This is a genomic window from Pseudomonas sp. FH1, from assembly GCF_000510895.2.
Lineage (GTDB): Bacteria > Pseudomonadota > Gammaproteobacteria > Pseudomonadales > Pseudomonadaceae > Aquipseudomonas > Aquipseudomonas azotoformans_A.
Map to the genome: position 1 here is coordinate 1 of NZ_AOHM01000083.1, position 25,355 is coordinate 25,355.

A 25,355-nucleotide genomic window follows, 5' to 3' on the forward strand; every position below is an offset into this window, starting at 1 on the left:
GCGGCTATTTCACCAAATCTGAAAGTCTTTTTCAGAGTTTCCCTAACAGCGTCTTCACACATTCAGGTGGAGGCTAATAGCGAATGAGTTGGCGTTGCGACTATATAGCCACTACTGCGAATGTTGGGCGATGCCACTACCAATCGCAGGTGTTTCCGCACGCGACTTTGAGGGACACTAGGGCACCTGTAGAACGGAGCCCCCCATGACGGCCAGTGCTGAGAAATTTACCCGCCAGACCTTGCTCGACGTGCAATCGCTGACCCCCAGCCTGTTTACCCTGCGCACCACCCGCGATCCGGGCTTTCGTTTCACGGCGGGGCAGTTTGTGCGTTTGGGGGTGACCAAGGCGGATGGCTGTACCGTATGGCGTGCCTATTCGCTGGTGTCCTCACCGTTTGATGAGCATCTGGACTTCTTCTCGATCGTCGTCCCCGGCGGCGAATTCACCAGCGAGTTGAGCCGCCTGCGGGTAGGCGATACCTTGATGGTGGAACGCCAGGCCACGGGGTTCCTGACCTTGAATCGCTTCGTCGATGGCCGCGATTTGTGGATGCTGGGGACTGGCACCGGGGTGGCGCCGTTTTTGTCGATCCTGCAGGACTTCGAGGTCTGGGAGAAATTCGAACGCATCATCCTCGTGTACAGCGCACGGGAAGCCAAGGAGCTCGCGTATCAAACGCTGATCAAGGAGCTGGGTGAACGTGAATACTTGGCCGAGTACGCACACAAACTCACCTACGTTCCCATCGTCACCCGTGAGCAACATCCCGGCGCGTTGAATGGGCGCATCACCACACTGATCGAAAATGGCGAGCTTGAACGTGCAGCCGGCGTCGAGCTGACCCCGGAACATTCCCGCGTGCTGATCTGCGGCAACCCGCAGATGGTCGATGACACACGCCAATTGCTCAAGCAGCGTGACATGAACCTGAGCTTGAGCCGCCGCCCCGGTCAGGTGGCGGTGGAAAACTACTGGTAATAAAAAAGGCGCCTCTAGCAGGCGCCTTTTTTTTCAAGCCGGTCTTTACAGGCGCGGCTTGTCGTTCTGTGCCTTGAGTAGATCGCGGATCTCACCCAGCAACACTTCTTCCTTGGTCGGCGTCGGCGGCAGGCTTGGCGCCACGGCCTCTTCACGCTTCAGGCGGTTGATCGCCTTCACGCCCATGAAGATCGCGAACGCGACAATCACAAAGTCGATGACGCTCTGGATGAACTTGCCGTAGGCCAGCACCACCGCAGGTACATCGCCCTGTGCCGCCTTGAGCGTTATCGCCAGGTCACCGAAGTCCACGCCACCGATCAACAGACCGATTGGCGGCATCACCACGTCGCCTACAAACGAGGAAACAATTTTGCCGAAGGCGGCGCCGATGATGATACCGACGGCCATGTCGACCACATTACCTTTGACCGCGAAGGCCTTGAACTCACTGATCACGCCCATAGGTTATTCCTTGTTACAGATGAGAAGGGTGGGACTCAGTGTAAGTCAGTCGTAGCGGGCTTGCCCGACACAACCGTTAACACTGTTAGTTTTTATCGACACATTAAAACGCAAATAGTTTGCAAAGTGCCATCAATCGCGCGCGAAATACGCCTGATATCAGTGACTTAACAGATTATTTTGTTAATCGGGTTGTTGTGAGTTTTCTATTTATCTTCTGACTCTCGGGTCACTAGCCTCTGGCAAGCACAACTGAATGTGCACTAAAAAAACCAGAGGAAACCTCGATGAAGACCCCTATGAGCCGCGGGCCTGTTTCAGCGCGATACGCGCTGGTACTGGCGACCGCCAGCCTGCTTTCCCTGTCCGTACACGCCGCCAACCTGACCCGCGACAACGGTGCAGCGGTGGGTGACAACCAGAACTCGCAGACCGCCGGCGCCAATGGCCCAGTGTTGCTGCAAGACGTGCAGTTGATCCAGAAGCTGCAGCGCTTCGACCGCGAGCGCATCCCCGAGCGCGTGGTGCACGCCCGTGGCACCGGTGCCCACGGTACTTTCACCGTCACCGATAACCTCAGCGACTTGACCAAGGCCAAGGTGTTCGCGGCCGGCGAAGCCACCCCGGTGTTCGTGCGCTTCTCCGCCGTGGTCCACGGCAATCACTCCCCGGAAACCTTGCGCGACCCGCGTGGTTTCGCCACCAAGTTCTACACCGCTGACGGCAACTGGGACCTGGTGGGTAACAACTTCCCGACGTTCTTTATCCGCGACGCCATCAAGTTCCCGGACATGGTCCACGCCTTCAAGCCAGACCCGCGCACCAATCTGGATGACGATTCCCGTCGCTTCGACTTCTTCTCCCATGTGCCTGAGTCCACCCGCACGCTGACCGAGCTGTATTCCGACTCCGGCACCCCGGCCAGCTATCGGGAAATGGACGGCAACGGCGTGCACGCCTACAAGCTGATCAACGCCAAGGGCGAAGTGCACTACGTCAAGTTCCACTGGAAGAGCCTGCAAGGCATCAAGAACCTCGATCCCAAGCAGGTCACCGAAGTGCAGGGGCGCGACTACAGCCACATGACCAACGACCTGGTCACCCACATCAACAAGGGCGATTTCCCCAAGTGGGACCTGTACGTGCAGGTGCTCAAGCCTGAGGACCTGGCCAAGTTCGACTTCGATCCATTGGATGCGACCAAGATCTGGCCGAATGTGCCTGAGCGCAAAGTCGGGCAGATGGTGCTGAACCGCAACCCCGGCAACGTGTTCCAGGAAACCGAGCAAGTCGCCATGGCCCCGGCCAACCTTGTGCCGGGCATCGAGCCGTCTGAGGATCGCCTGCTGCAAGGCCGCGTGTTCTCCTATGCCGATACCCAGATGTACCGCCTGGGCGCCAACGCCCTGCAACTGCCGATCAACGCACCACGGGTGACCGTCAACAACGGTAACCAGGACGGCGCGATGAACTTCGGCAAGACCACCACTGGCGTGAACTACCAGCCAAGTCGTCTGCTGCCACGGGACGAGCCGCAAACCGCGCGCTACAGCCAGTCAGCCCTGTCGGGCAGCATCCAGCAGGCGAAGATCCAGCGCGAGCAGAACTTCAAGCAGGCCGGTGATCTGTACCGCTCGTTCACGAAGAAAGAGCGTCAGGACTTGATCGAGAACTTTGGTGGCTCGCTGGCGACCACCGATGACGAGAGCAAGCACATCATCCTGTCGTTCCTGTATAAGGCCGACCCGGAATACGGCGCTGGCGTGGCCAAGGTTGCCAAGGGTGACCTGGCGCGCGTGAAGGCGCTGGCGGAAAAACTGACTGACTGATCCGTTGGTTCTGGTCGGCGCCCTTGATGAGGCGTCGACCTTTGGCAGGAGAACACCCATGCGAGTTTCTATCGGATTGCTGATGGCCATGCTGGCCTTTGTCGCCCATGCCGAGTCTCCCGACCCGGTCGCACTCAAGGCCCAGTTGCAAGACTACTATTTCGACGCCGCCCGCCGAGGCGACCTCGACATGCTCAACACCTTTATCGACTCCGGCTATAGCCTCAACACCCAGGATGACAAGGGCTACACCGCGCTGATCCTCGCCGCTTACCACGGCCAGGGCTCGTTCGTGGAGCGCTTGCTCAATGCCGGAGCCGACGCCTGCGTGCAGGACAAGCGCGGCAACACGGCGCTGATGGGGGCGATCTTCAAGGGCGAGCTGAAAATCGCTCAACGCCTGCTGGCGACCGACTGCAACCCCGACCAACGCAACGGCGCCGGGCAGACGGCGGCCATGTACGCCGGGCTGTTCAAGCGCGTCGAGTTGCTGGATGAATTGAAGGCCAAGGGCGCCGACCTCAACGCCGAAGACCCGATCGGCAACAGCGCTTCACGATTGGCCAGTGGTGAAATCCGGACCCCGGCGTCGCGCTGAGCTATCATCGCGGTTTTTCGGTTGGAGGTTCTCAAATGGCAAAGGCCAAGCGCATGTACGGCTGCACGGAGTGCGGCGCGACCTTTCCCAAGTGGGCCGGCCAGTGCACCGAGTGCGGCGCGTGGAACACCCTGACTGAAACCATGATCGAAAGCGGCGGCGCTGCGGCCCCCACCGGCCGTGCCGGCTGGACCGGACAACAGGCGCAGATCAAGACGTTGGCCGAAGTCAGCGTCGAAGAAATCCCGCGTTTCTCCACGGCCTCCGGTGAATTGGACCGTGTGCTGGGCGGCGGCCTGGTGGACGGCTCGGTGGTGCTGATCGGCGGCGATCCGGGCATCGGCAAATCGACGATCCTGCTGCAAACCCTGTGCAGCATCGCCAGCCGCATGCCGGCGCTGTATGTCACCGGCGAAGAATCCCAGCAACAAGTGGCCATGCGCGCCCGTCGCCTGGGGCTGCCCCAGGATCAACTGCGGGTGATGACCGAGACCTGCATCGAAAGCATCATTGCCACGGCGCGTATCGAAAAGCCCAAGGTCATGGTGATCGACTCGATCCAGACGATTTTCACCGAGCAATTGCAGTCGGCGCCGGGTGGTGTCTCCCAGGTGCGTGAGAGTGCGGCGCTGCTGGTGCGCTACGCCAAGCAGAGCGGCACGGCGATTTTCCTGGTGGGCCATGTGACCAAAGAGGGCGCACTGGCCGGGCCACGGGTGTTGGAGCACATGGTCGACACCGTGTTGTATTTCGAAGGTGAATCCGATGGCCGTCTGCGTTTGCTGCGGGCGGTGAAGAACCGTTTCGGCGCGGTCAACGAACTGGGCGTGTTCGCCATGACGGACCGGGGGCTTAAAGAAGTCTCCAACCCTTCAGCGATTTTTCTCACGCGTGCCCAGGAAGAAGTCCCAGGCAGCGTGGTGATGGCAACGTGGGAAGGCACCCGGCCGATGCTGGTGGAAGTGCAGGCGCTGGTGGATGACAGTCATCTGGCCAACCCGCGCCGCGTGACGTTGGGCCTGGATCAGAACCGCCTGGCGATGCTACTGGCGGTATTGCACCGCCACGGTGGCATCCCGACCCACGACCAGGACGTGTTCCTCAACGTGGTCGGCGGGGTCAAGGTGCTGGAGACCGCGTCCGACCTGGCGTTGATGGCGGCGGTGATGTCCAGCCTGCGTAACCGGCCGTTGCCCCATGACTTGCTGGTGTTTGGTGAGGTGGGCCTGTCGGGCGAGGTGCGTCCGGTGCCCAGTGGTCAGGAACGCTTGAAGGAAGCTGCCAAGCACGGCTTCAAACGAGCGATCGTGCCCAAAGGCAATGCGCCGAAGGAGTCGCCGCCGGGGATAAAGATCATTGGCGTGACGCGGTTGGAACAGGCATTGGATGCACTATTCGAGTAGGGCACCCAGCTCGCGCTCCAACTCTTGCTGATCACCCAGGTTCAACTCGATCAGTCGTCGCAAATGGCTGATCGAGTCCAGGTCGATGTGCTGGCACACAAACCCAAGCTGCCCGTGATCGTCATGGGCCAGCTTCACCTGCATCTTTATATGCGCCCGTGGGTCCAGCCGGATGTCCACGTCAAATAGCCGCTTGCCATTACCCCGCCAGTCGTCAGGGCGCTCCACCAGCAAGCCGCGCAGCGATAAATCCAGCAGTTGCACCGGCCAATTCCAGCTGTCCTGGGCAATGGTCGTCTTGGCATCAAAGGCGATGCGACGGAAACGGCGGCGTTCAGACGGTTGCTCGGTCATGGTGAAACCCTCTGGAGATAGAAGGATTGTAGTCCTGAGCCATCATCGGGCATTTATTTCTGCTTTTTTTGCCTGCGCAAGGCTCTAGACCAACGTAGGGGGGTGGCCTTTGAGGCCAACAGCGCTAAACTCGGGATGGCTGTCCTTTCTGTCCACCCTGGCTGGAATATAAAAATGAAAAATAATAATAGCCTGCTACGCCACCTACCCTGGCTGGTGCTGGCAATCGTAGGAGCGTGCGCCCTAGGCGTAGTGGCTTTGCGCCGCGGCGAGGCGATCAACGCCTTGTGGATTGTGGTCGCTGCTGTGGCCATCTACCTGGTTGCGTACCGTTACTACAGTCTGTTCATCGCTAACAACGTGATGCAACTCGATCCACGGCGGGCCACCCCCGCAGTGCTCAATAATGACGGTCTGGACTACGTGCCGACCAACAAACACATCCTGTTCGGTCACCACTTTGCGGCGATTGCCGGTGCAGGCCCGTTGGTCGGTCCGGTGCTGGCGGCGCAAATGGGCTACCTGCCCGGCACGCTCTGGCTGATTGCCGGCGTGGTGCTGGCCGGTGCGGTGCAGGACTTCATGGTCCTGTTCCTGTCCACCCGTCGCAACGGCCGTTCCCTGGGGGACATGGTTCGCGAAGAGATGGGCCGTATCCCTGGGACCATCGCGCTGTTCGGCTGCTTCCTGATCATGATCATCATCCTCGCGGTGCTGGCGCTGATCGTGGTCAAGGCCTTGGCCGAGAGCCCATGGGGCATCTTCACGGTGATGGCGACCATCCCGATCGCGATGTTCATGGGCATCTACATGCGCTACATCCGCCCGGGCCGCATCGGCGAAATCTCGATCATCGGCGTGCTGTTGCTGCTGGGTTCGATCTGGCTGGGCGGGCAGATTGCCGCTGACCCTGTCTGGGCCAAGGCCTTCACCTTCACCGGCATTCAAATTACCTGGATGCTGATCGGCTATGGTTTCGTCGCCGCAGTGCTGCCGGTGTGGCTGATCCTGGCGCCGCGTGACTACCTCTCCACCTTCCTGAAAATCGGCACCATCATCGCCCTGGCGATCGGCATTCTGGTCACCATGCCCGACCTGAAAATGCCGGCCCTGACCCAGTTCATCGACGGCACCGGGCCGGTGTGGAAGGGCGGCCTGTTCCCGTTCCTGTTTATCACCATTGCCTGTGGCGCGGTCTCGGGTTTCCACGCGCTGATCTCCTCGGGCACCACGCCCAAGTTGCTGGATAACGAAACCAACGCCCGCTACATCGGTTACGGCGGCATGTTGATGGAATCGTTCGTCGCCATCATGGCAATGGTTGCCGCTTCGGTGATCGAGCCTGGCGTGTACTTCGCCATGAACAGCCCGGCCGCCGTGGTAGGCAGTGATGTAGTGACTGTGGCGCAAACTGTCAGCAGCTGGGGCTTTGCCATTACCCCGGAAGCACTGCAAGCCGTGGCCCATGACATCGGTGAAACCACCATCCTGGCACGTGCCGGCGGTGCACCTACCCTGGCGGTGGGTATCGCGCAGATCCTGCACAGTGTGCTGCCGGGTGAAAACACCATGGCGTTCTGGTACCACTTTGCGATCCTGTTCGAAGCGTTGTTCATCCTGACGGCCGTGGACGCGGGCACCCGTGCCGGTCGCTTCATGCTGCAAGACCTGCTGGGTTCCTTCGTGCCGGCGCTGAAACGCACTGAGTCCTGGACCGCCAACCTGATCGCGACCGCCGGTTGCGTGGCGATGTGGGGTTACCTGCTGTACCAAGGCGTGATCGACCCACTGGGCGGCATCAACACCTTGTGGCCACTGTTCGGTATCTCCAACCAGATGCTGGCAGGTATCGCGCTGATGCTGGCCACCGTTGTGCTGATCAAAATGAAACGCCAGCGCTACATCTGGGTGACCATGCTGCCGGCGGTCTGGCTGCTGATCTGCACCACCACTGCGGGCTTCATCAAGCTGTTCGACGCCAACCCGGCGATCGGCTTCCTGTCGCTGGCCAAGAAGTACAGTGATGCATTGGCCAATGGTCAGATCCTCGCCCCGGCGAAGAACATCGACCAGATGCAGCACGTGATCTGGAACGCCTACACCAACGCAACGCTGACGGCGCTGTTCCTGTTCGTGGTGTTCAGCATCCTGTTCTATGCGCTCAAGGTCGGCGTCGCCGCCTGGGGCAACAAAGAACGTACGGATAAAGAAGCCCCGTTCCAGGCTGTTCCGGACGCGTGATCGAGGATTGCAACCATGTTCAATGACATCAATCGCCTCGGTAAATACCTCGGTCAGGCCGCGCGCCTGATGGTCGGCATGCCCGACTACGATACGTACGTCGAGCATATGCAAACCAAACACCCGGACAAGCCGATGATGGACTACAAGGCGTTCTTCCGGGAACGCCAGGAAGCCCGTTACGGCGGCAAGGGTGGGCCCAAGTGCTGTTGACCTGCTAGGCAGGCCCCTGTGGGAGCCCATACCAATGGGCTCCCATTTTTATTTCTGTTTATTGAAGGAGAACTGCTTTTGTCCTCTCCCATTCCGGTCACCGTCCTCAGCGGCTTCCTCGGCGCTGGCAAGACCACCTTGTTGCGCCACCTGCTCAAGGCCGAGCACGGCCTGAAGATCGCCGTGATCGAAAACGAATTCAGCGACGCCGGTATCGACACCCAGCTATTGGGCGCCGAGCCGGTGCAAGTCATGACCCTGTCCAACGGCTGCGTGTGCTGCACCATCCACACCGACCTGACCAAAGCCCTGTACCTGCTGCTGGAGCGCCTGGACAGCGGAGAAATCGCCTTCGACCGCCTGGTGATCGAGTGCACCGGCCTGGCCGACCCGGCCCCAGTGGCCCAAACCTTTTTCATCGACGAGGAACTGCGCGAGCGCTATATCCTCGACGGCATCATCACCCTGGTGGACGCCGCCCACGCCGAGCACCACCTGACCCAGACCATCGCCCAGGCCCAGATCGGCTTTGCCGACCGCCTGCTGGTGAGCAAACGCGACCTGGTGGATGACGCTACCTTTGACGCGCTCAGCGAGCGCCTCACCCGCATCAACCGCCGCGCGCCGATTCGGGTGGTGGACCATGGCAACATCGACCTGGCTGAACTGCTCGATGTGCGTGGTTTCAACCTCAACGCTGGCATGAGCCTGCGCCCGGTGCGTGCTGCGCCGTCCATCGACCGTATCTCCAGCCTGGTGTTGCGCACTGACCAGCCGCTGGATATCGACCGTCTGAGTGAGTTCATGAACGAACTGCTCGAAGACCACGGCAAGCAACTGCTGCGCTACAAGGGCGTGCTGAACATTGCCGGTGAAGACCGGCGCATGGTGTTCCAGGGCGTGCTCAAGCTCTACGGCTTTGATTGGGACACGGAGTGGGAAGAGGGCGAGGCGCGGGAGAGTGTGATTGTGTTTATTGCCGATGAACTGCCGGAAGACAAGATTCGCGAAGGTTTCCAGCGCGTCTATCAGGCATAAAAAAGCCCGGCTCTAGAGCCGGGCTTCTTATTCAAGCAACTGCAATCAAGCGCCGTACACCGGCAGCTTCTTGCAGATGGCCTTGACCTTCTCACGCACCGCGTCGATCACGGCTTCGTTGTTCAGGTCAGCCAGGATGTCGCAGATCCAGCCAGCCAGTTCCTTGCACTCTGCTTCCTTGAAGCCACGCGTGGTCACAGCCGGAGTACCGAAGCGCAGGCCGGAGGTGACGAACGGCGAACGTGGGTCGTTCGGCACGGAGTTCTTGTTCACGGTGATGAAGGCTTTGCCCAGGGCTGCGTCAGCATCTTTACCGGAAATGTCCTGCTTGATCAGCGACAGCAGGAACAGGTGGTTTTCAGTACCGCCGGAGACTACGTCGAAGCCACGCTCGATGAACACGCTGGCCATGGTCTGGGCGTTCTTGACCACTTGTTGCTGGTAGGTCTTGAACTCAGGCTGCAGGGCTTCCTTGAAGCAGATCGCTTTGGCGGCGATCACGTGCTCCAGCGGGCCGCCTTGGGCGCCTGGGAAGACAGCGGAGTTCAGCTTCTTCTCGATGTCGGCGTTGGCGCGAGCCAGGATCAGGCCGCCACGTGGACCGCGCAGGGTCTTGTGGGTCGTGGTGGTCACGACGTCAGCGTAAGGCACCGGGTTCGGGTAGACGCCAGCGGCGACCAGACCGGCCACGTGGGCCATGTCGACGAACAGGTACGCGCCGACTTTGTCAGCGATTGCGCGGAAACGTGGGAAGTCCAGGATCTGCGAGTAGGCAGAGAAACCGGCCACGATCATTTTTGGCTTGTGCTCGACCGCCAGGCGCTCGACTTCGTCGTAGTCGATCAGGCCGTTGGCATCGATACCGTATTGAACGGCGTTGTACAGTTTGCCGGAGGAGGAAACGCTGGCGCCGTGGGTCAGGTGACCGCCGTGGGCCAGGCTCATGCCCAGGATGGTGTCGCCGCCTTGCAGCAGGGCCAGGTACACGGCGCTGTTGGCTTGGGAACCGGCGTGCGGCTGGACGTTGGCGTAGTCGGCGCCGAACAGTTCTTTGGCGCGGTCGATAGCCAGCTGTTCAACCACGTCGACGTACTCGCAACCACCGTAGTAGCGCTTGCCTGGGTAACCTTCGGCGTACTTGTTGGTCAAGACCGAACCTTGAGCCTCCATCACCGCTGGGCTGGTGTAGTTTTCCGAAGCGATCAGCTCAATGTGCTCTTCCTGGCGCACGGCTTCTTGCTCCATGGCGGCGAAGAGATCGGCGTCGTACTTGGCAATAGTCAAATCACGGCTGAACATGGCGGTCCTCAAGGATCGGGGGCAGAAAAGGAGGGCATTCTAACCCAATGGGTTTTAGATGGCATATGAAAGGACATCATGTCGCGGATAAGCGGGGCTCATCTGGGGATGGGCGGTGGCTGTGAGGGCCTCTTCGCGAGCAAGCCAGCAGCTTCACCACAAGGTCTCAATCGAACATGAACAGCGCATCATTGCTGAACTGCGCCTCGAACCGATTCGCCGGCATCGGCCGCCCAAACAGGTAGCCCTGCACTTCATCGCAGCCATGCTCACGCAGGAAGTCCAGCTGCTCATGGGTTTCCACACCCTCGGCGATCACCGCCAGGTTCAGGCTGTGGGCCATGGCGATAATGGCGCGGGCGATCTGTGCGTCTTGCTCGCCTGATGGCAGGCCATCGACGAAAGTGCGGTCGATCTTCAACACGTCGATGGGGAATTGCTTGAGGTAGTTGAGCGACGAATAGCCCGTGCCAAAGTCGTCAACCGCAATACTCAGGCCCAGGTTTTTCAGACTGTCGAGGATCTGCATCGCCTCGTTGACTTCACGCATCAGGATACTTTCGGTCAGCTCCAGCTCCAGGCACGCCGGCGGCAGGCCCGTGTCCTTGAGGATGGTGGCGATGCGGGTGCCCAACTGGCCGTCGGAGAACTGCCGCGCCGAGATGTTCACCGAGACTTTCGGCACGCGCACCTTGTTCTGGTGCCAGGTCTTGAGCTGTCGGCAGGCTTCGCTGATCACCCAGTCGCCCACGTCCACCACCAGGCCCAACTCTTCCAGCACCGGGATGAAGTCCCCCGGCGGCACCAAGCCACGACGCGGGTGGCGCCAGCGCAGCAGGGCTTCGGCACCGGTCAGGCGTTTACCGTCGCCGCTGAACTGCGGTTGGTAATAGAGCACGAATTCGTTCTGGTCCAGGGCGTGGCGCAAATCGCTTTCCAGCTCCAGGCGCTCCAGGGCGCTGGCGTTCATATCGGCCTGGTAGAACTGGAAGTTGTTCTTGCCGCGTTCCTTGGCGTGATACATCGCCGTGTCGGCGTTTTTCATCAACTGGCTCAGCTCGTTGCCGTCCTGGGGGCTCAGGGCGATACCGATACTGGCGGTGACAAAAAACTCGCGGCCCTCCAGTACAAAGGGCTTCACCAGGCTGGCAAGGATCTGCTCGGCTACATGAATGGCACGGTTCAGCGCCATTTCACGGCTGATCCGCGGTTGCAGGAGCAGGGTGAACTCGTCGCCGCCCATGCGCGCCACGGTGTCGTCTTCGGCCACGCAACCCAGCAGGCGGGTGGCCATTTCCTTGAGCATGCGGTCGCCAGCGGCGTGGCCCAGGGAGTCGTTGATCGGTTTGAAGCGGTCGAGGTCGAGGAACATCAGCACCACCCACGACTTCTGCCGTTCGGCCGACTGCAATGCGGTGTGCAGGCGATCTTGGAACAGCGTGCGGTTGGGCAGGTGGGTCAGGGCGTCGTAGTAGGCCAGGCGGTGGATGCGCTGCTCGCTGGCCTTGCGCTCGCTGATGTCACTGAAGAAACACACATAGCTGGCCAGGTCGCCTTCATCGTCGAACACGGCGGTAATGCCCACCCACGCCGGGTAATGCTCGCCGTTGCGGCGCTTGAGCCACACTTCGCCTTCCCAGGTGCTGTGCTGGTGCAGTTGCTTGAGCACGTAGCGCAGATGGGCTTCCTGCTGTTCGTCGACGGTGAGCATGTTCGGCAACTGGTCGAGTACATCGCTGACCGCATAGCCGCTGACCCGGCTGAACGCCTCGTTGGCCTGCACGATATAGCCCGCGGGGTCAGTAATCAGGATCGCCGAGGTCGAGTGTTCGAATACCGTGGCCGCCATGCGCAGGTCTTTCTCGGCGCGGCGTTGCTGGCTGATGTCGCGGCCTACGCCGAGGATGCCCTCGAAGGCGCCGTGTTCATCCCACACCAGCACCAGTCGCAGCTCGATCGGCACTTTGCGACCATCTGCGCGCAAGCAGTCGAACAGGAACAGTTGGGTCTGGATCTCATCACGCAGCCGGTTCAGCGCCTCAGGATCGCCCAGCGAGCGGCTGACCTGTTCCACCAAGCTGTAAATGCCGGTCAGTTGCTGCGGGTTGGCGATGATCGACTGCCAGCCGTTCTTGAACACCCAGTCCACGTCATAACCGAGCACGGCGTTGACCGAAGGGCTGATGTAGTTGAGCGCCAACTGGCTGTCGGTGGAGCAGATCACGTCGCTGATGCTTTCGGCCAGCATGCGGTAGCGCTGTTCGCTGTCACGCAGGGATTCGCTGGCCTCGATCTGGTCGGTGATGTCCTTGGCCACGCCGATGATGCGGGTGATCTGCGCCGTCTTGTCGCGGGCCAGGGCCTGCTCGCGGATATCAAAGCGCCGCCATTGGTTATTGCGGTGACGGAAACGCAGCTGGCATTGCAATTGGGTGGTGTAGCCGATCTGGCGCTGCTGCTGGCGCAGGTCGTGGTAATGCTCGGCGTCTTCGGGGTGCAGCAGGATTTCCCAGAAGTACTCGCCCATTTGCTGCAGTTCGGCCTTGTTGTAGCCGAGGGTGTGGCCCAGGTGATGGTTGCTGAAAATCATGCGCTGGCTGATCACGTCCTGCACATACAGGTGGTCGGGGACGGTGCGTACCACGTCGGACCAGAAGCTCTCGCGCTCCACCAGTGACAACTCGATCAACTTGCGGCTGGTGATATCGCTGATGCTGAGGATCACTGCCTTGAAATCGTCCTGCTGCTCCGGCAGACGCATCACCAGCCACAGGTACTGCTCGTTGCCGGCCACGTCCTTGAGCTGGATTTCCAGTTCCAACTGGTTCTGCTGGGTCAGTACCGCCTCAAGAATCTGGTAGCCGATGGACGTGGCATTGCGCGGGCAGTCATCGATCAGGCGCTCCCAGGCTTCTTCGCAGGAACCCACATTCAGCAAGCGCACCGCCACCTGGTTGACCTCGGTGATGCGCAGTTCCTTGAGCAGTTGCTGGCGCTCGTTAGGGTTGTCCTGCAGCCAGGCGTGCAGTTGCTCGCGGGTCTCCAGCCGGGTCTTGTCGAAGATGGCATTCAGGCCCGACAGGTCGAGCACGCACAAGGCCACGCCGGTGCCTTCGAAAATGTCCTGGTAGCGCCGCCGGCCTTCATGCACCTGGCGCTGGCGGCGGCGCATGTTCAGCAACACAATCACCGGGATCAATGAAAACGCCAGGCCCAGCAGGCATTTGCCGATGAAGGCCGGCAGCAGTTGTTCCAGCACCGCCGTGCGGTCGAACAGCCCGCGCAGTTGCCAGTCGCTTTTGCTTAGAGGGGTGACCAGTACGCTTTTATTCAGCTCGTCCGGGGTCAACGCAGACGCCCACTGCGCCGGCATGCCGCTGTCTCGGCTGACAACCCGGTGGTTGACGCGATTCTCGATGACCCACTGCGGGCGCTGGCCCTGGCCGTCTTGGCGGGTGAGATTGCTCAGGTAGTTGGGGGCCAGGCGCAGCGCCCAATACATCCGCGAGCCGCCGCTGGGCTGGTGCAGCAACAGATAAATGATCGTGCCGTCGTTGCTGTTGCTCAGGTAATAGGATTGGGCGTGGCTGCGTTGCACCAGTTCTGCCAGCCAGGCGGCGTCCTGGCTGTCGGTGGCGCTGTCACTGACCATCGCGCCGCTGGGGGCGAGCAGGGCGACACTGCGAAGCTCCGGCAGCGAGCGTTGCAAGGTGCGCATCAGGGCCTGTTGCTGTTCGCTGTCACGCGGTGGCTCGACCATCGGCAGCAAGTTCAGGGCGATTTTTGCGCTGAGGGCCATGTTCAGGCTGATCTGTTCAGCCAGATCGGCGCTGTAGTCGATGGTGTATTGCTGCTGGTTCTTCTGGTTTTGCTGGAGCTGGTCGAGCAACTGCCAGAACAATAACGTGAGCAGCATGAGGACGAGCGTCGCCAATGCGCCTTTGAGGGTGCCGTGCAGGGGCGCTCCCGGCGCTATATGAGCGGCGCGCAGGGGAGTTGGCGGCGTGACTTTGGACAAGCTGTGATCCTGCGGTTTGGCTGGACTGGCGCGCGACGTGCACTATAAGCCGGACGCCCGGAGGGCGGCTAGCATGCCTTGACTTGTGGCAAAGTGCCAGCCCCGCCTGGCGGGCACTAAAGAGCGCCGCTGGTATGGATCAGGCTGTCCGCCAGCCGCGTCAGGATCGCCAGCGTGAACAGGCTGATAACCACAGAAGCCGTGCGGTTGATGGTGTGCGGCGTCAACCACGCATATCCGCCGCGTTTGATGCGGGCCCCCAGCAGCACCCAGGTACAGCCCACCGGTATCACCACGGCGGTGAACTGCGCGACGAAATGCACGTACAGGTTTAAGTCTGCGAACGTCTGCATCGGGACGATAAACGACACGATCAGTAATCCTTTGGGGTTGATCAGCGTGAGCAAAAAGAAATTCAGCGTGGAGACCCGTGCCTCCGGCTCGGTGTGGAGTGTTTCGTCGGGATGGCACCACAGCAGGTAGCAAGTCCTGATCAAATAGCAGACCGAGGCGAACTGCATGAGCTTCAGGCCCCAGGGCGCGTTGTCGCCGATATGGCCGAGCAGGTAGCCCCAAAAGGAGATCTGCGTCAGGTAGGCCAGGCATTCCAGCAGGCTCAGCGGCCAGGCGCGCCGGAATCCTACGAGTAACCCCGAGCGCAGCAGCAGCGTGTTGGTGGGCCCCGGCATTAATAGCAGTAGCCCGAGTGCGGATAGGACGCCAAGCATGAAGGGTGTCTCCTGGAACCCCTGAGGGTTTTGGCCGGCTAATCTAACAGATAGGCTTCGATACGCTCGGTCACTTAGGTTAACCTTGAGGATTCGCAACACTATGTACAGCGCCATGACGCTACGTAGGCCTGTTCTTACTTTTATGAGGTCCACATTTTGGCTCAATACGTCTTCACCATGCATCGGCTGGGCAAAGTTGTCCCTCCGAAGCGGGAAATCCTGAAAAACATTTCGCTGTCCTTCTTCCCAGGCGCCAAGATCGGCGTGCTCGGCCTCAACGGTTCGGGTAAATCCACCTTGTTGAAAATCATGGCCGGCGTCGACACCGAATTCGAAGGCGAAGCCCGCCCGATGCCTGACCTGAACATCGGCTACCTGCCGCAAGAGCCGATCCTGGACCCGACCAAGACCGTGCGTGAAGTGGTGGAAGAAGCCGTCAGCGTGATCAAGAACGCCCAGGCGCGCCTGGACGAGGTCTACGCGGCGTACGCTGAAGAAGATGCCGACTTCGACAAACTGGCCGCCGAACAGGCCAAGCTCGAAGCCATCCTGCAAGCCAGCGATGGTCACAACCTGGAGCGCCAGCTGGAAGTCGCCGCCGATGCACTGCGCCTGCCGGCGTGGGACGCCAAGGTCGAACACCTGTCCGGTGGTGAAAAACGTCGTGTGGCCCTGTGCCGCCTGCTGCTGTCGGCCCCCGACATGCTGCTGCTCGACGAACCTACCAACCACTTGGACGCCGATTCTGTCGCCTGGCTGGAACACTTCCTACACGATTTCCCAGGCACCGTGGTCGCGATCACGCACGACCGGTACTTCCTGGACAACGTGGCCGGCTGGATCCTCGAACTCGACCGTGGCGCCGGTATCCCTTACGAGGGCAACTACTCCGGTTGGCTGGAAGCCAAGTCCGACCGTCTGGCCGCCGAATCCAAGCAGCAATCGGCCCATGAAAAGGCCATGAAAGAAGAACTGGAGTGGGTGCGCAAAGGCGCCAAGGCCCGCCAGTCCAAATCCAAGGCCCGTCTGCAACGCTTCGAAGAAATGCAATCCCAGGAATTCCAGAAGCGTTCGGAAACCAACGAGATCTACATCCCGGCCGGTCCGCGCCTGGGTGACAAGGTCATCGAGTTCAAGAACGTTTCCAAAGGCTATGGCGACCGCGTGCTGATCGACAACCTGTCGTTCTCCATGCCAAAAGGCGCGATCGTCGGCGTTATTGGTGGTAACGGTGCGGGTAAATCCACGCTGTTCCGCATGCTGATGGGCAAGGAAACCCCGGATTCGGGCACCATCGAAGTCGGCGAAACCGTGCAGCTTGCCTGTGTGGACCAGAGCCGTGAAGACCTGGACGGCAGCAAGACCGTGTTCCAGCAGATTTCCGACGGTTCCGACCAGATCCGCATCGGCAACTATGAAATCCCGTCGCGTACCTACGTCGGCCGTTTCAACTTCAAGGGCGGCGACCAGCAGAAGTTCGTCAAGGACCTGTCCGGTGGTGAGCGCGGTCGCTTGCACCTGGCCCTGACCCTGAAAGAGGGCGGCAACGTCCTGCTGCTCGACGAACCGTCCAACGACCTCGACGTTGAAACCCTGCGCTCCCTGGAAGAAGCCCTGCTGGACTTCCCGGGCGCCGCCATTGTGATCTCTCACGATCGGTGGTTCCTTGACCGCGTCGCGACCCACATCCTGGCGTACGAAGACGACTCGCAAGCGGTGTTCTTCGAAGGTAACTACACCGAGTACGAAGCGGACCGTAAAAAGCGCTTGGGCGACGCTGCTGCCCAGCCGCACCGTGTGCGTCACAAAAAACTGGCCTGATTCGGGTTGGTGGTTTGAAAGAGCGGAGCCTTCGGGCTCCGTTTTTTTGCCTGGGATTTGATGGTGCGCGCGGTTCGTGCTTGCTCCCTGAAAGGGTGCATAAAAGTCCCTGAAACTGGATACAGTTATATAAAACGCACCATTTAAATTCACAAAGGCGACATTTTGCCCTGTCGCAGTGCGGAATGAATTGATAAAGTCCGGCTCAATCTCCGTTAACAACTAAAAATTTGCCGAGACTTTTCATGATCGAATCCGTCGAATCCTTCCTTGCCCGCCTCAAGAAACGCGACCCCGACCAGCCGGAATTCCACCAGGCTGTGGAAGAAGTCCTACGCAGCCTGTGGCCGTTTCTTGAAGCCAACCCCCACTACCTGACCTCGGGCATCCTGGAGCGTATCTGCGAGCCGGAACGCGCGATTACCTTCCGGGTGTCGTGGGTGGATGATCATGGCAAGGTCCAGGTCAATCGCGGTTTCCGTATCCAGATGAACAGCGCCATCGGCCCGTATAAAGGTGGCCTGCGCTTCCATCCATCGGTGAACCTGGGCGTGCTGAAGTTCCTCGCCTTCGAGCAGACCTTCAAGAACTCCCTGACCTCGCTGCCCATGGGGGGCGGCAAAGGCGGCTCGGACTTCGACCCCAAGGGTAAGAGCGATGCTGAAGTCATGCGTTTCTGCCAGTCCTTCATGAGCGAGCTGTATCGCCACATCGGCGCGGACGTGGACGTGCCGGCCGGCGATATCGGCGTGGGCGCCCGTGAGATCGGCTTCCTGTTCGGCCAGTACAAGCGTCTGAGCAACCAGTTCACCTCCGTGCTGACCGGTAAGGGCATGACCTACGGCGGCAGCCTGATCCGCCCTGAAGCCACCGGTTTCGGCTGCGTGTACTTCGCCGAGGAAATGCTCAAGCGCAACGGCCAGAAGGTTGAAGGCAAGCGCGTGGCGGTGTCGGGTTCGGGCAACGTGGCGCAATACGCGGCGCGCAAGGTCATGGACCTGGGCGGCAAGGTGATTTCCCTGTCCGACTCCGAAGGCACCCTTTACGCCGAAAGCGGTTTGACCGAAGAGCAATGGTCGGCCCTGCTGGAGCTGAAAAACGTCCAGCGCGGCCGCATCAGCGAACTGGCCAAGCGTTTCGGCCTGGAATTCCGCAAAGGCCAGACGCCATGGGAACTGGCTTGCGACATCGCCTTGCCTTGCGCGACCCAGAACGAACTGGATGCCGACGCCGCCCGCGCTTTGCTGCGAAATGGCTGCATCTGCGTGGCCGAAGGCGCCAACATGCCGACCACGCTCGAGGCTGTGGATATCTTTATCGAGGCGGGCACCCTGTTCGCGCCGGGTAAAGCTTCTAACGCTGGCGGCGTGGCCGTGAGTGGCCTGGAAATGTCGCAAAACGCCATGCGCCTGCTGTGGACCGCCGGTGAAGTGGACAGCAAGCTGCACAACATCATGCAGTCGATCCACCATGCCTGCGTGCATTACGGCGAAGAAAACGGCCGGATCAACTACGTGAAAGGCGCGAACATCGCCGGCTTCGTCAAAGTCGCCGACGCGATGCTGGCCCAAGGCATCGTCTAAGCCTCGGGTTCGATCCGCAGCACTTCGATCAACTGATCGCCGACGGGGCGCTGCCACAGCACCTCGTCACCCACCTGGGCGCCCAGTAAGGCGCGGCCCAGGGGCGAACTCCAGTTGATCAAGCCTGCGCCCGCATCGGCCTGGTCTTCACCAACCAACTGGATGCGTTGTTGTTCGTCCTGCTCATTGGCGAAGGTCACCCAACTGCCGATCTGCACCTTGTCGGTGGAGGTGGCCGGCGCGACCACCTGGGCGCTTTGCACCCGCTGGTTGAAGTAGCGCAAATCCCGCTCAAGGTCGGCCTGGCGCTGTTTATCGCCCTTGGCGGATTCAACGCTGTGCTCGTGCTGCAACTTTGCAACCTTGGCCTGCAATTGCGCTAACCCTTGTGCAGTCAGGCGATTGGGCTGCTCGCTCACCTGACGTTCCACCGGCTGATCAGCTTGGGCGGCGGCGTTGTCCTCGTTTACAAAAGCTCGGCTCATGACGTTCTCCCTCTCTGGAGTTTGGGCCATGGTCGCCGCGCTTTAGTTTCGCTGGATGTCTGGAAACGACCTATTGCGAACGATAGGCCCTGGCGGCGTCGCGGTTTTTCTCCTGTTGCCAGGCGCGCTCGCGGTCATCCCAGTGGTTGTCCTTGTAGTCACGCAACTCTTCGTTCTCGCGCATGGCCTTGCACTGACGGAAACCGTCCTCCCAGCCTTCGGCGTATTCACGGTCCTTCAGATAACGCGGCACATTCTTGCGAAACTCCCCGCTGATTACCCCAGCAGCCTGGCGACCGCTGCTGCAACCGTCATCAAAACCATCGGCAAACGCCGGTGGATAACCTTTGGCCAGCAAATCTTCATGGGTCGATTGGCAACCGGCCAACCACGCTACTGCACACAGCATTACCGCATACCGCCACATGGCGTACTCCCTGGCCGTTTCACGGCTGATGGGGAGAAGTCTAGATAGAGAATTGTCGGGGAGGTGTGAAAGGGAGGTGAGAAAGGTGTTGGGCTGCGGTGAGTGTCTGAATAGACGCGCGCCAAGTGTGGGAGGGGGCTTGCCCCCGATGGCAGTGTGTCAGTTAGTACATCTGATTCTGACACTCCGCTATCGGGGGCAAGCCCCCTCCCACATTTTGATCTCGGCCAGGCTTTAGTTAGTAGTGATACCACTTCACCTCAAGCATCACTTCATTCACCGGCGTCGACAAGTGGCTGTACTCACGCTGTGCGCTCAGGCGCAGTCCCAGGTTGCGCGATAATTCCCACTGCTGGTTCAGGCTGATGCTACGGCGCACTTCGCCATTGGTGAAGAAATCACCCTTGGCTTCCAGGCTCAGGTTACCCAACGGGTTTTTCCACAGTACGCCGGTATTGAACCCGGCCGCGGGGGAGATGGCTTCGTTGAAGTCGTTGTTGTGCTCCACGCGCACGGTGCCGAGGGCGAAGCCGAGCATGTCGTCGCGCAGTTGCCAGGTGCCGCCGGCGCCGCCGTTGACGTGGGCGACCAGGGTTTCGTCGTCGTGTTTGCCCGGTACGCGTTCCAGGCCGCCGGTGACTTGCCATGACCATGGCTGCAACAAGGCGTTGCGCGGGGTCAGGGAGCGGATGGTGGCCAGGTCCAGTTGCTGCAGTTGCCAGTGGTTGCCTTCGTACTGGCGCAGTTTCATCTGCAGGATTTCGATCTGTGCGCCCAGGGGGAAACCTTCGGCGTTGTCGTTGAGGTCGTGGTAGGCCATGCGCAGGCCGTATTCACCGAATGCCTTGTCGCCACGGGTACCGATGCCGGCTTGCCAGGTGCGTGATTCATGGCCGTTTTCAGGCAGGCCGGGCGGGGTGATCTTAAGGTCGGGCGCCGGGTTCTGGTTGATTGCGCGCAGCAGTTCGAAGCTGCGCTGGGAGCGGGCGGTGTCGCGCTCCAGGCCGTTGGCGCGGTAGCGGCCAAGGCGGTAGGCGGCGTCGATGATCAGTGCCTGGCGATCTTTAGCGATGGCCTTGAAGGCGGGGTCCTGCAATTGCTTCTGGTCGTCGCTGACCTTCAATACCCATTGCTGCTCGTCGCTGTCGAGCGGCTTGGCGCGCTCCAGCAACTCGCGTTCACGGGAAGGACGGTAGTCGATCTTCTCTACCAGACCTGCGTCTTTCACGGCCTTTACGGTGTCGGTCGGGATGGCGGTGAGCGGAAATTGTTCGGTCAAACGCAGGCCGGGACGCGCCACTTGCAGCAGTTCCAGCAGGCGATAGGAGCAGTTTTCGTCAAAGAAGAAGTAGTCGAACTGGATCTGCTTGAGCTCCCACACGTGCTCGACCATGCGTTCGGTCTCGACTTGCGTGAGGTTCAGGCGGTATTCCCACAGGTCGCGGTTCTCAAGGCTGCGGTACTCCGACAGCTTTTCCTGATAAGGCACTAGGGCGAACAGGCCGGGATAACCGCCCATCAGGCCTTTCCAGGCGTAAAGAATGCTGTTGTCGGAGCCTTCGATGTAGGCGCCGAAGTTGATCGCATAGCTGAGCAGGGCAGTGTTGTTGCTTTGCACGTCGGCCTGGTCGATGCGTAGCAGCGTGTGGCCGAACATCGACGACGGGCTGTTGAGGTAGGCCGCCGGGAAGATCATCACCGCGCTATGGGGGGCGACGTCCTTGAACCATTGCTTGAATTCTGTGCAGTCCACGGCAGGCAGGTCAGTGAGGTGCAACTGATCCTTGAGCCAGCGGGTCCGAGCGGGGTAAACGCATTGGGCGTGTTTTTCACCCAGGCTGGCCGGTGCGTAGAGCGCATCAACGGTGGCCTTGAGTTCGGCGTCCGGGTGGTGGGCGCCATCGGGCGCGAGGAAGAATTTCTTGTCGCTGACATAACTGCGCCAGCCACTGATCTTGCCGGCTTCGTAATGGCCCAGGGAAAGCCAGAACGGATCGTTGGCCAATTGCTGCAAACGTTGATCATCAAGGTGCGGGGCCGCGTACAGCGGGGCGCAGGCGAAGAGTGCCATCCAGGCAAAGCGTTTGAGCATAGGGGCAACTTAAGTCGGATATAAAAGAGACCCAAAGGGGAGGCGGGTCCAAAAAATAGTGCCCGCGCCTGGGTAGGCGCGGGCGGGTCGAGCTTAAGCCTGGGTTGCGTATTTCGCCAGACGGGCATCGCTTTTCAGTACCGCAATGGTGTTGTTGTGCACGTCGTCAGCGGTCACGTCAGCCTTGCTGAAGATCTGCTGGAAGTGCTCGTGGGTCACGGCCGCGAAGTGCTCGCGATCTTCCGGTGCCACACCCAGTACCACGGCGTAGGTGGTCAGCGCTTCGCCGTTACCCTTGGCCATGTCTTCGGACAGCTCGTTCATCATGCCATTCATGGCAATCCAGGACTTGCCGCCGTAGGTCAGGGCGCTGTTGGTGCTGCAACCGTTGGTGCCCGAGGTCATGCCGAAGGTGGCGTTACCCGAAGTACCGTTGGTGGTGGAAGCCAGGAAGTGAGCTGGCGTGCCGCGCTGGCCTTCGAACAACATGTTGCCCCAACCGCAGTTCGGGCCACCTGGTGCTTCTGCCATTGCATTGAGGGAGACGACGGTGAAGAGAGTACCGAGAAGGATCCGTTTCATAGCTTTGTTCTCTTTGTGTGCAAACCAATGGACAAGGGTTCAGGCGCGTCGCAGCGCCCTAGGGGCCAGTTATTAGTCCAACCCGCGCAGTTTGGAGTTTAGGCACGTTCCAAGGGTTCCGTGCATTTTTATAAAACAATCAGCGATGTCGCGATATTTCTGCAGGTCATCTCCCACGTCTATGCTTTCCCGAAAGCGCGCCTTGCCAGAGCGCGTGACCGGGAGCCAGAATGCCGTCATCTGCCCCGCCTGATGTAAGGAAGCCCGATGCCTGATCCTGTTGCTGCCAGCTTGCGTCTAGCGCCCGAAGCGCTGACTCGCCCTTTCTCCGCTGAACAGTTCAGCTTCTCGACCACCAATGATTTGGAGCCCTTTCGCGGTGTGCTTGGCCAGGAACGTGCGGTTGAAGCCTTGCAGTTCGGTGTGGCCATGCCACGCCCCGGTTACAACGTGTTTGTCATGGGCGAGCCCGGTACCGGCCGCTTTTCGTTCGTCAAACGCTACCTGAAAGCCGAAGGCAAGCGCCTGCAGACCCCGGCGGATTGGGTCTACGTGAATAATTTCGATGAGCCTCGCGAACCCCGTGCCCTGGAATTGCCGGGCGGCGCTGCGGCGGCGTTCATCAACGACATCAACGGGTTGGTCGACAACCTCGTCGCCACCTTCCCGGCGGTCTTCGAACACCCGACGTATCAACAGCGCAAAAGCGCCATCGACCGTGCTTTCAACCAGCGCTACGACAAAGCCTTGGACGTGATCGAACGCCTAGCCCTGGAAAAGGACGTGGCGCTCTACCGTGACAGCACCAACATCGCCTTCACGCCGATGCTCGACGGCAAGGCGCTGGACGAGGCCGAGTTCTCGCAGTTGCCGGAAGCCGATCGCGAGCGTTTCCACACCGACATTTCCGAGCTGGAAGAGCGCCTCAACGAAGAACTGGCCAGCCTGCCGCAGTGGAAGCGTGAGTCAAACAACCAACTGCGTCAGTTCAACGAAGAAACCATTACCCTGGCGCTGCAGCCGTTGCTTGCACCGCTGTCGGAAAAGTACGCAGAAAACGCCGCTGTCTGCGGTTACCTGCAAGCCATGCAGGTGTACCTGCTCAAGACCGTGGTCGAGCAATTGGTGGACGACGCCAAGACCGACGCCCAGGCGCGCAAGCTGCTGGAAGAACAGTACTGTCCAAGCCTGGTGGTGGGCCATCCGGTCAACGGTGGTGCCCCGGTGGTGTTCGAACCGCACCCGACCTACGACAACCTGTTCGGCCGCATCGAATACAGCACCGACCAGGGCGCGCTCTACACCACTTATCGCCAGCTGCGTCCGGGCGCGCTGCACCGTGCCAACGGCGGCTTCCTGATCCTGGAAGCCGAAAAAATGCTCAGCGAGCCGTTTGTGTGGGACGCGCTCAAGCGTTCCCTGCAGTCGCGCAAACTGAAGATGGAATCACCGCTGGGCGAACTGGGCCGCCTGGCCACCGTGACCCTCAACCCGCAGATGATCCCGTTGCAGGTCAAGGTGATCATCATCGGTTCGCGCCAGTTGTACTACGCGTTGCAGGACGCTGATCCGGATTTCCAAGAGATGTTCCGCGTACTGGTGGACTTCGACGAAGACATCCCGATGGTCGACGAAAGCCTGGAGCAGTTTGCCCAGTTGCTCAAAACCCGCACCTCGGAAGAAGGCATGGCGCCGCTGACGTCGGATGCGGTGGCGCGGTTGGCCACTTACAGCGCGAGGCTGGCAGAGCACCAAGGCCGTTTGTCGGCGCGCATTGGTGATTTGTTCCAGCTGGTCAGCGAGGCGGATTTCATTCGCCACCTGGCGGGCGACGAGATGACCGATGCCGGCCATATCGAGCGCGCCCTCAAGGCCAAGGCCACGCGCACCGGGCGCGTGTCGGCGCGGATTCTCGACGACATGCTCGCCGGGGTCATCCTCATCGACACGGCCGGTGCGGCGGTGGGCAAGTGCAACGGGCTGACGGTGCTGGAAGTCGGTGACTCGGCCTTCGGCGTACCGGCGCGGATTTCCGCCACGGTGTATCCGGGCGGCAGCGGTATTGTCGACATCGAGCGTGAGGTCAACCTCGGCCAGCCGATCCACTCCAAGGGTGTGATGATTCTCACGGGTTATTTGGGCAGCCGCTATGCCCAGGAATTCCCGCTGGCGATCTCGGCGAGTATCGCGTTGGAGCAGTCCTACGGCTATGTGGACGGCGACAGTGCGTCCCTGGGCGAGGCGTGCACCTTGATCTCGGCGTTGTCGAAAACGCCGCTCAAGCAGTGCTTTGCCATCACCGGCTCCATCAACCAGTTTGGTGAAGTGCAGGCGGTGGGCGGGGTCAACGAGAAGATCGAAGGTTTCTTCCGCCTGTGTGAAGCGCGCGGTTTGACCGGCGAGCAGGGTGCGATCATTCCCCAGGCCAACGTTGCCACATTGATGCTCGATGAGAAGGTGCTACAGGCCGTGCGCGCCGGGCAGTTTCATATCTATGCGGTGCGCCAGGCCGACGAGGCGCTGAGCCTGCTGGTGGGTGAGGATGCCGGTGAGCCGGATGCCGAGGGGCAGTTCCCGGAAGGCACGGTGAACGCGCGCGTGGTCGAGCGGTTGCGCGCGATTGCCGAGATGATCAGTGAGGAAGACCTCAAGGAAGCGGAGAAGGAGTTGGCACAGCAGGCGCTGGCCGAAGCCAAGCCGACCTGATGGCTAAATCGTCATTAAATTGACTTGGGTTGGGGGCCAACGCCCGTTGGTCTCTACAACCTTGGTTTGTCGTGGTTTTCTTCTATTCTGTGCTCAAGGGATATCCACAGGAGTCGCGGGATAGAAACAGCCTCGCCCAGGCGCAGGTTGAACACCGATCTACCGAGGGTCGCCGCCATGCCGCGCAACCTTTGCCTCACCCGCCAGTGCTTCGGCCTGGTCACCCGTATCGAATGTTCCATTCGCCCTCTCGCGGGGGATAACGGGATGTGGACGTTGTTGTTTGCCGCTGGAATGACCGGTGAACAGCCTTCCACCATCAAGTCCCAAGGCCCGTTTCCAGGGCCCTTCGTGGCGGAAAATATGCTGGAGTCCATCGTCGACAGCCTGACGCAGCACGGCTATGAGACGGCGGCTGACCCGCAGATCTGGTGCCTGCACATGCAGGCCCATCTGCGAGCGCTGAACGGTAACACCCAGCACTGACC

Annotated in this window: 20 protein-coding genes; 11 read left to right on the forward strand and 9 right to left on the reverse strand. The window is 60.5% G+C overall.

What is annotated here, in order from left to right:
- Positions 1-205: 205 nt before the first annotated feature.
- Positions 206-982, forward strand: coding sequence for a ferredoxin--NADP reductase (locus H096_RS22590; RefSeq protein WP_033901557.1), 777 nt, complete (start codon positions 206-208; stop codon positions 980-982).
- A gap of 45 nt (positions 983-1,027) precedes the next feature.
- On the opposite strand, the gene mscL is transcribed toward H096_RS22590, so the two are convergent.
- On the reverse strand, positions 1,028-1,447 hold the full coding sequence (gene mscL, locus H096_RS22595; protein ID WP_010206685.1) for a large-conductance mechanosensitive channel protein MscL: 420 nt from the start codon (positions 1,445-1,447) through the stop codon (positions 1,028-1,030).
- Between the two features lie 299 nt (positions 1,448-1,746).
- On the opposite strand from mscL, the gene katB reads away from it, so the two are divergent.
- Genes katB through radA form a run of 3 tightly spaced genes read left to right on the forward strand, consistent with a single transcriptional unit; the run spans position 1,747 to position 5,277 of the window.
- Positions 1,747-3,276, forward strand: coding sequence for a catalase KatB (gene katB / locus H096_RS22600; protein WP_206542898.1), 1,530 nt, complete (start codon positions 1,747-1,749; stop codon positions 3,274-3,276).
- Between the two features lie 58 nt (positions 3,277-3,334).
- Positions 3,335-3,874: an ankyrin repeat domain-containing protein gene (locus tag H096_RS22605; protein ID WP_033901559.1), complete on the forward strand. Its 540-nt coding sequence runs from the start codon at positions 3,335-3,337 to the stop codon at positions 3,872-3,874.
- A gap of 35 nt (positions 3,875-3,909) precedes the next feature.
- A complete protein-coding gene (gene radA / locus H096_RS22610) occupies positions 3,910-5,277 on the forward strand; it encodes a DNA repair protein RadA (protein ID WP_016976768.1) in 1,368 nt (455 codons plus the stop codon).
- Here radA and H096_RS22615 read toward each other — a convergent pair.
- Positions 5,266-5,631, reverse strand: coding sequence for a PilZ domain-containing protein (locus H096_RS22615; protein ID WP_033901560.1), 366 nt, complete (start codon positions 5,629-5,631; stop codon positions 5,266-5,268). The two genes, radA and H096_RS22615, sit on opposite strands and share 12 nt — an antisense overlap.
- A 174-nt stretch (positions 5,632-5,805) precedes the next feature.
- Here H096_RS22615 and H096_RS22620 point away from each other — a divergent pair, with 174 nt between their 5' ends.
- From H096_RS22620 to yjiA, 3 genes are all read left to right on the forward strand, one after another.
- Positions 5,806-7,872, forward strand: a complete 2,067-nt coding sequence (locus H096_RS22620) for a carbon starvation CstA family protein (protein ID WP_033901561.1) — start codon at positions 5,806-5,808, stop codon at positions 7,870-7,872.
- A gap of 15 nt (positions 7,873-7,887) precedes the next feature.
- Positions 7,888-8,085: a YbdD/YjiX family protein gene (locus tag H096_RS22625; RefSeq protein WP_033901562.1), complete on the forward strand. Its 198-nt coding sequence runs from the start codon at positions 7,888-7,890 to the stop codon at positions 8,083-8,085.
- A 78-nt stretch (positions 8,086-8,163) separates the two neighbouring features.
- Complete coding sequence (gene yjiA / locus H096_RS22630) at positions 8,164-9,123, forward strand: GTPase (protein WP_033901563.1); 960 nt, start codon at positions 8,164-8,166, stop codon at positions 9,121-9,123.
- Positions 9,124-9,168: 45 nt separating this feature from the next.
- Here yjiA and glyA read toward each other — a convergent pair whose 3' ends face one another.
- From glyA to H096_RS22645, 3 genes are all read right to left on the reverse strand, one after another.
- A complete protein-coding gene (gene glyA, locus H096_RS22635) occupies positions 9,169-10,422 on the reverse strand; it encodes a serine hydroxymethyltransferase (RefSeq protein ID WP_017737423.1) in 1,254 nt (417 codons plus the stop codon).
- Between the two features lie 166 nt (positions 10,423-10,588).
- Entirely contained in the window at positions 10,589-14,440 is a 3,852-nt protein-coding gene (locus H096_RS22640) for a bifunctional diguanylate cyclase/phosphodiesterase (RefSeq protein ID WP_033901564.1), read from the reverse strand.
- 116 nt (positions 14,441-14,556) lie between these two features.
- Positions 14,557-15,168: a threonine transporter RhtB gene (locus H096_RS22645; protein WP_033901565.1), complete on the reverse strand. Its 612-nt coding sequence runs from the start codon at positions 15,166-15,168 to the stop codon at positions 14,557-14,559.
- 159 nt (positions 15,169-15,327) lie between these two features.
- On the opposite strand from H096_RS22645, the gene ettA reads away from it, so the two are divergent.
- Positions 15,328-16,992, forward strand: coding sequence for an energy-dependent translational throttle protein EttA (gene ettA, locus H096_RS22650; RefSeq protein ID WP_033901566.1), 1,665 nt, complete (start codon positions 15,328-15,330; stop codon positions 16,990-16,992).
- A gap of 245 nt (positions 16,993-17,237) precedes the next feature.
- Positions 17,238-18,575 (forward strand): NADP-specific glutamate dehydrogenase, encoded by a 1,338-nt coding sequence (gene gdhA / locus H096_RS22655; protein ID WP_033901567.1) that lies wholly within the window; start codon positions 17,238-17,240, stop codon positions 18,573-18,575.
- Here gdhA and H096_RS22660 read toward each other — a convergent pair.
- The 4 genes from H096_RS22660 to H096_RS22675 form a co-directional block, all read right to left on the reverse strand.
- Entirely contained in the window at positions 18,572-19,060 is a 489-nt protein-coding gene (locus H096_RS22660; RefSeq protein WP_033901568.1) for a GreA/GreB family elongation factor, read from the reverse strand. The two genes, gdhA and H096_RS22660, sit on opposite strands and share 4 nt — an antisense overlap.
- A 70-nt stretch (positions 19,061-19,130) precedes the next feature.
- Positions 19,131-19,487 carry a hypothetical protein gene (locus H096_RS22665; RefSeq protein ID WP_033901569.1) on the reverse strand — a complete coding sequence of 119 codons (357 nt, stop codon included), beginning with the start codon at positions 19,485-19,487 and terminating at the stop codon, positions 19,131-19,133.
- 238 nt (positions 19,488-19,725) lie between these two features.
- Positions 19,726-21,579 (reverse strand): DUF4105 domain-containing protein, encoded by a 1,854-nt coding sequence (locus tag H096_RS22670; protein WP_033901570.1) that lies wholly within the window; start codon positions 21,577-21,579, stop codon positions 19,726-19,728.
- A 93-nt stretch (positions 21,580-21,672) separates the two neighbouring features.
- A complete protein-coding gene (locus tag H096_RS22675; RefSeq protein ID WP_015885974.1) occupies positions 21,673-22,161 on the reverse strand; it encodes a DUF3015 domain-containing protein in 489 nt (162 codons plus the stop codon).
- A gap of 267 nt (positions 22,162-22,428) precedes the next feature.
- Between H096_RS22675 and H096_RS22680 the strand changes: the two genes are divergently transcribed.
- Together H096_RS22680 and H096_RS22685 are read left to right on the forward strand one after the other, a co-directional pair.
- Entirely contained in the window at positions 22,429-24,867 is a 2,439-nt protein-coding gene (locus H096_RS22680; protein WP_010206665.1) for an ATP-binding protein, read from the forward strand.
- A 177-nt stretch (positions 24,868-25,044) separates the two neighbouring features.
- Positions 25,045-25,353 carry a hypothetical protein gene (locus H096_RS22685; RefSeq protein WP_033901571.1) on the forward strand — a complete coding sequence of 103 codons (309 nt, stop codon included), beginning with the start codon at positions 25,045-25,047 and terminating at the stop codon, positions 25,351-25,353.
- Positions 25,354-25,355 lie beyond the last annotated feature (2 nt).

What these genes read in the sequence shown, in the direction of transcription:
- katB (WP_206542898.1), top strand. Translation starts at nt 1,747, where the DNA reads ATGAGCCGCGGGCCTGTTTCAGCGCGATACGCGCTGGTACTGGCGACC.
- H096_RS22685 (WP_033901571.1), top strand. Translation starts at nt 25,045, where the DNA reads ATGCCGCGCAACCTTTGCCTCACCCGCCAGTGCTTCGGCCTGGTCACC.
- H096_RS22675 (WP_015885974.1), bottom strand. Translation starts at nt 22,161, where the DNA reads ATGAAACGGATCCTTCTCGGTACTCTCTTCACCGTCGTCTCCCTCAAT.
- mscL (WP_010206685.1), bottom strand. Translation starts at nt 1,447, where the DNA reads ATGGGCGTGATCAGTGAGTTCAAGGCCTTCGCGGTCAAAGGTAATGTG.
- radA (WP_016976768.1), top strand. Translation starts at nt 3,910, where the DNA reads ATGGCAAAGGCCAAGCGCATGTACGGCTGCACGGAGTGCGGCGCGACC.
- H096_RS22680 (WP_010206665.1), top strand. Translation starts at nt 22,429, where the DNA reads ATGCCTGATCCTGTTGCTGCCAGCTTGCGTCTAGCGCCCGAAGCGCTG.
- H096_RS22670 (WP_033901570.1), bottom strand. Translation starts at nt 21,579, where the DNA reads ATGCTCAAACGCTTTGCCTGGATGGCACTCTTCGCCTGCGCCCCGCTG.
- H096_RS22625 (WP_033901562.1), top strand. Translation starts at nt 7,888, where the DNA reads ATGTTCAATGACATCAATCGCCTCGGTAAATACCTCGGTCAGGCCGCG.
- H096_RS22615 (WP_033901560.1), bottom strand. Translation starts at nt 5,631, where the DNA reads ATGACCGAGCAACCGTCTGAACGCCGCCGTTTCCGTCGCATCGCCTTT.
- glyA (WP_017737423.1), bottom strand. Translation starts at nt 10,422, where the DNA reads ATGTTCAGCCGTGATTTGACTATTGCCAAGTACGACGCCGATCTCTTC.
- H096_RS22660 (WP_033901568.1), bottom strand. Translation starts at nt 19,060, where the DNA reads ATGAGCCGAGCTTTTGTAAACGAGGACAACGCCGCCGCCCAAGCTGAT.
- H096_RS22590 (WP_033901557.1), top strand. Translation starts at nt 206, where the DNA reads ATGACGGCCAGTGCTGAGAAATTTACCCGCCAGACCTTGCTCGACGTG.
- H096_RS22665 (WP_033901569.1), bottom strand. Translation starts at nt 19,487, where the DNA reads ATGTGGCGGTATGCGGTAATGCTGTGTGCAGTAGCGTGGTTGGCCGGT.
- H096_RS22645 (WP_033901565.1), bottom strand. Translation starts at nt 15,168, where the DNA reads ATGCTTGGCGTCCTATCCGCACTCGGGCTACTGCTATTAATGCCGGGG.
- gdhA (WP_033901567.1), top strand. Translation starts at nt 17,238, where the DNA reads ATGATCGAATCCGTCGAATCCTTCCTTGCCCGCCTCAAGAAACGCGAC.
- H096_RS22620 (WP_033901561.1), top strand. Translation starts at nt 5,806, where the DNA reads ATGAAAAATAATAATAGCCTGCTACGCCACCTACCCTGGCTGGTGCTG.
- H096_RS22605 (WP_033901559.1), top strand. Translation starts at nt 3,335, where the DNA reads ATGCGAGTTTCTATCGGATTGCTGATGGCCATGCTGGCCTTTGTCGCC.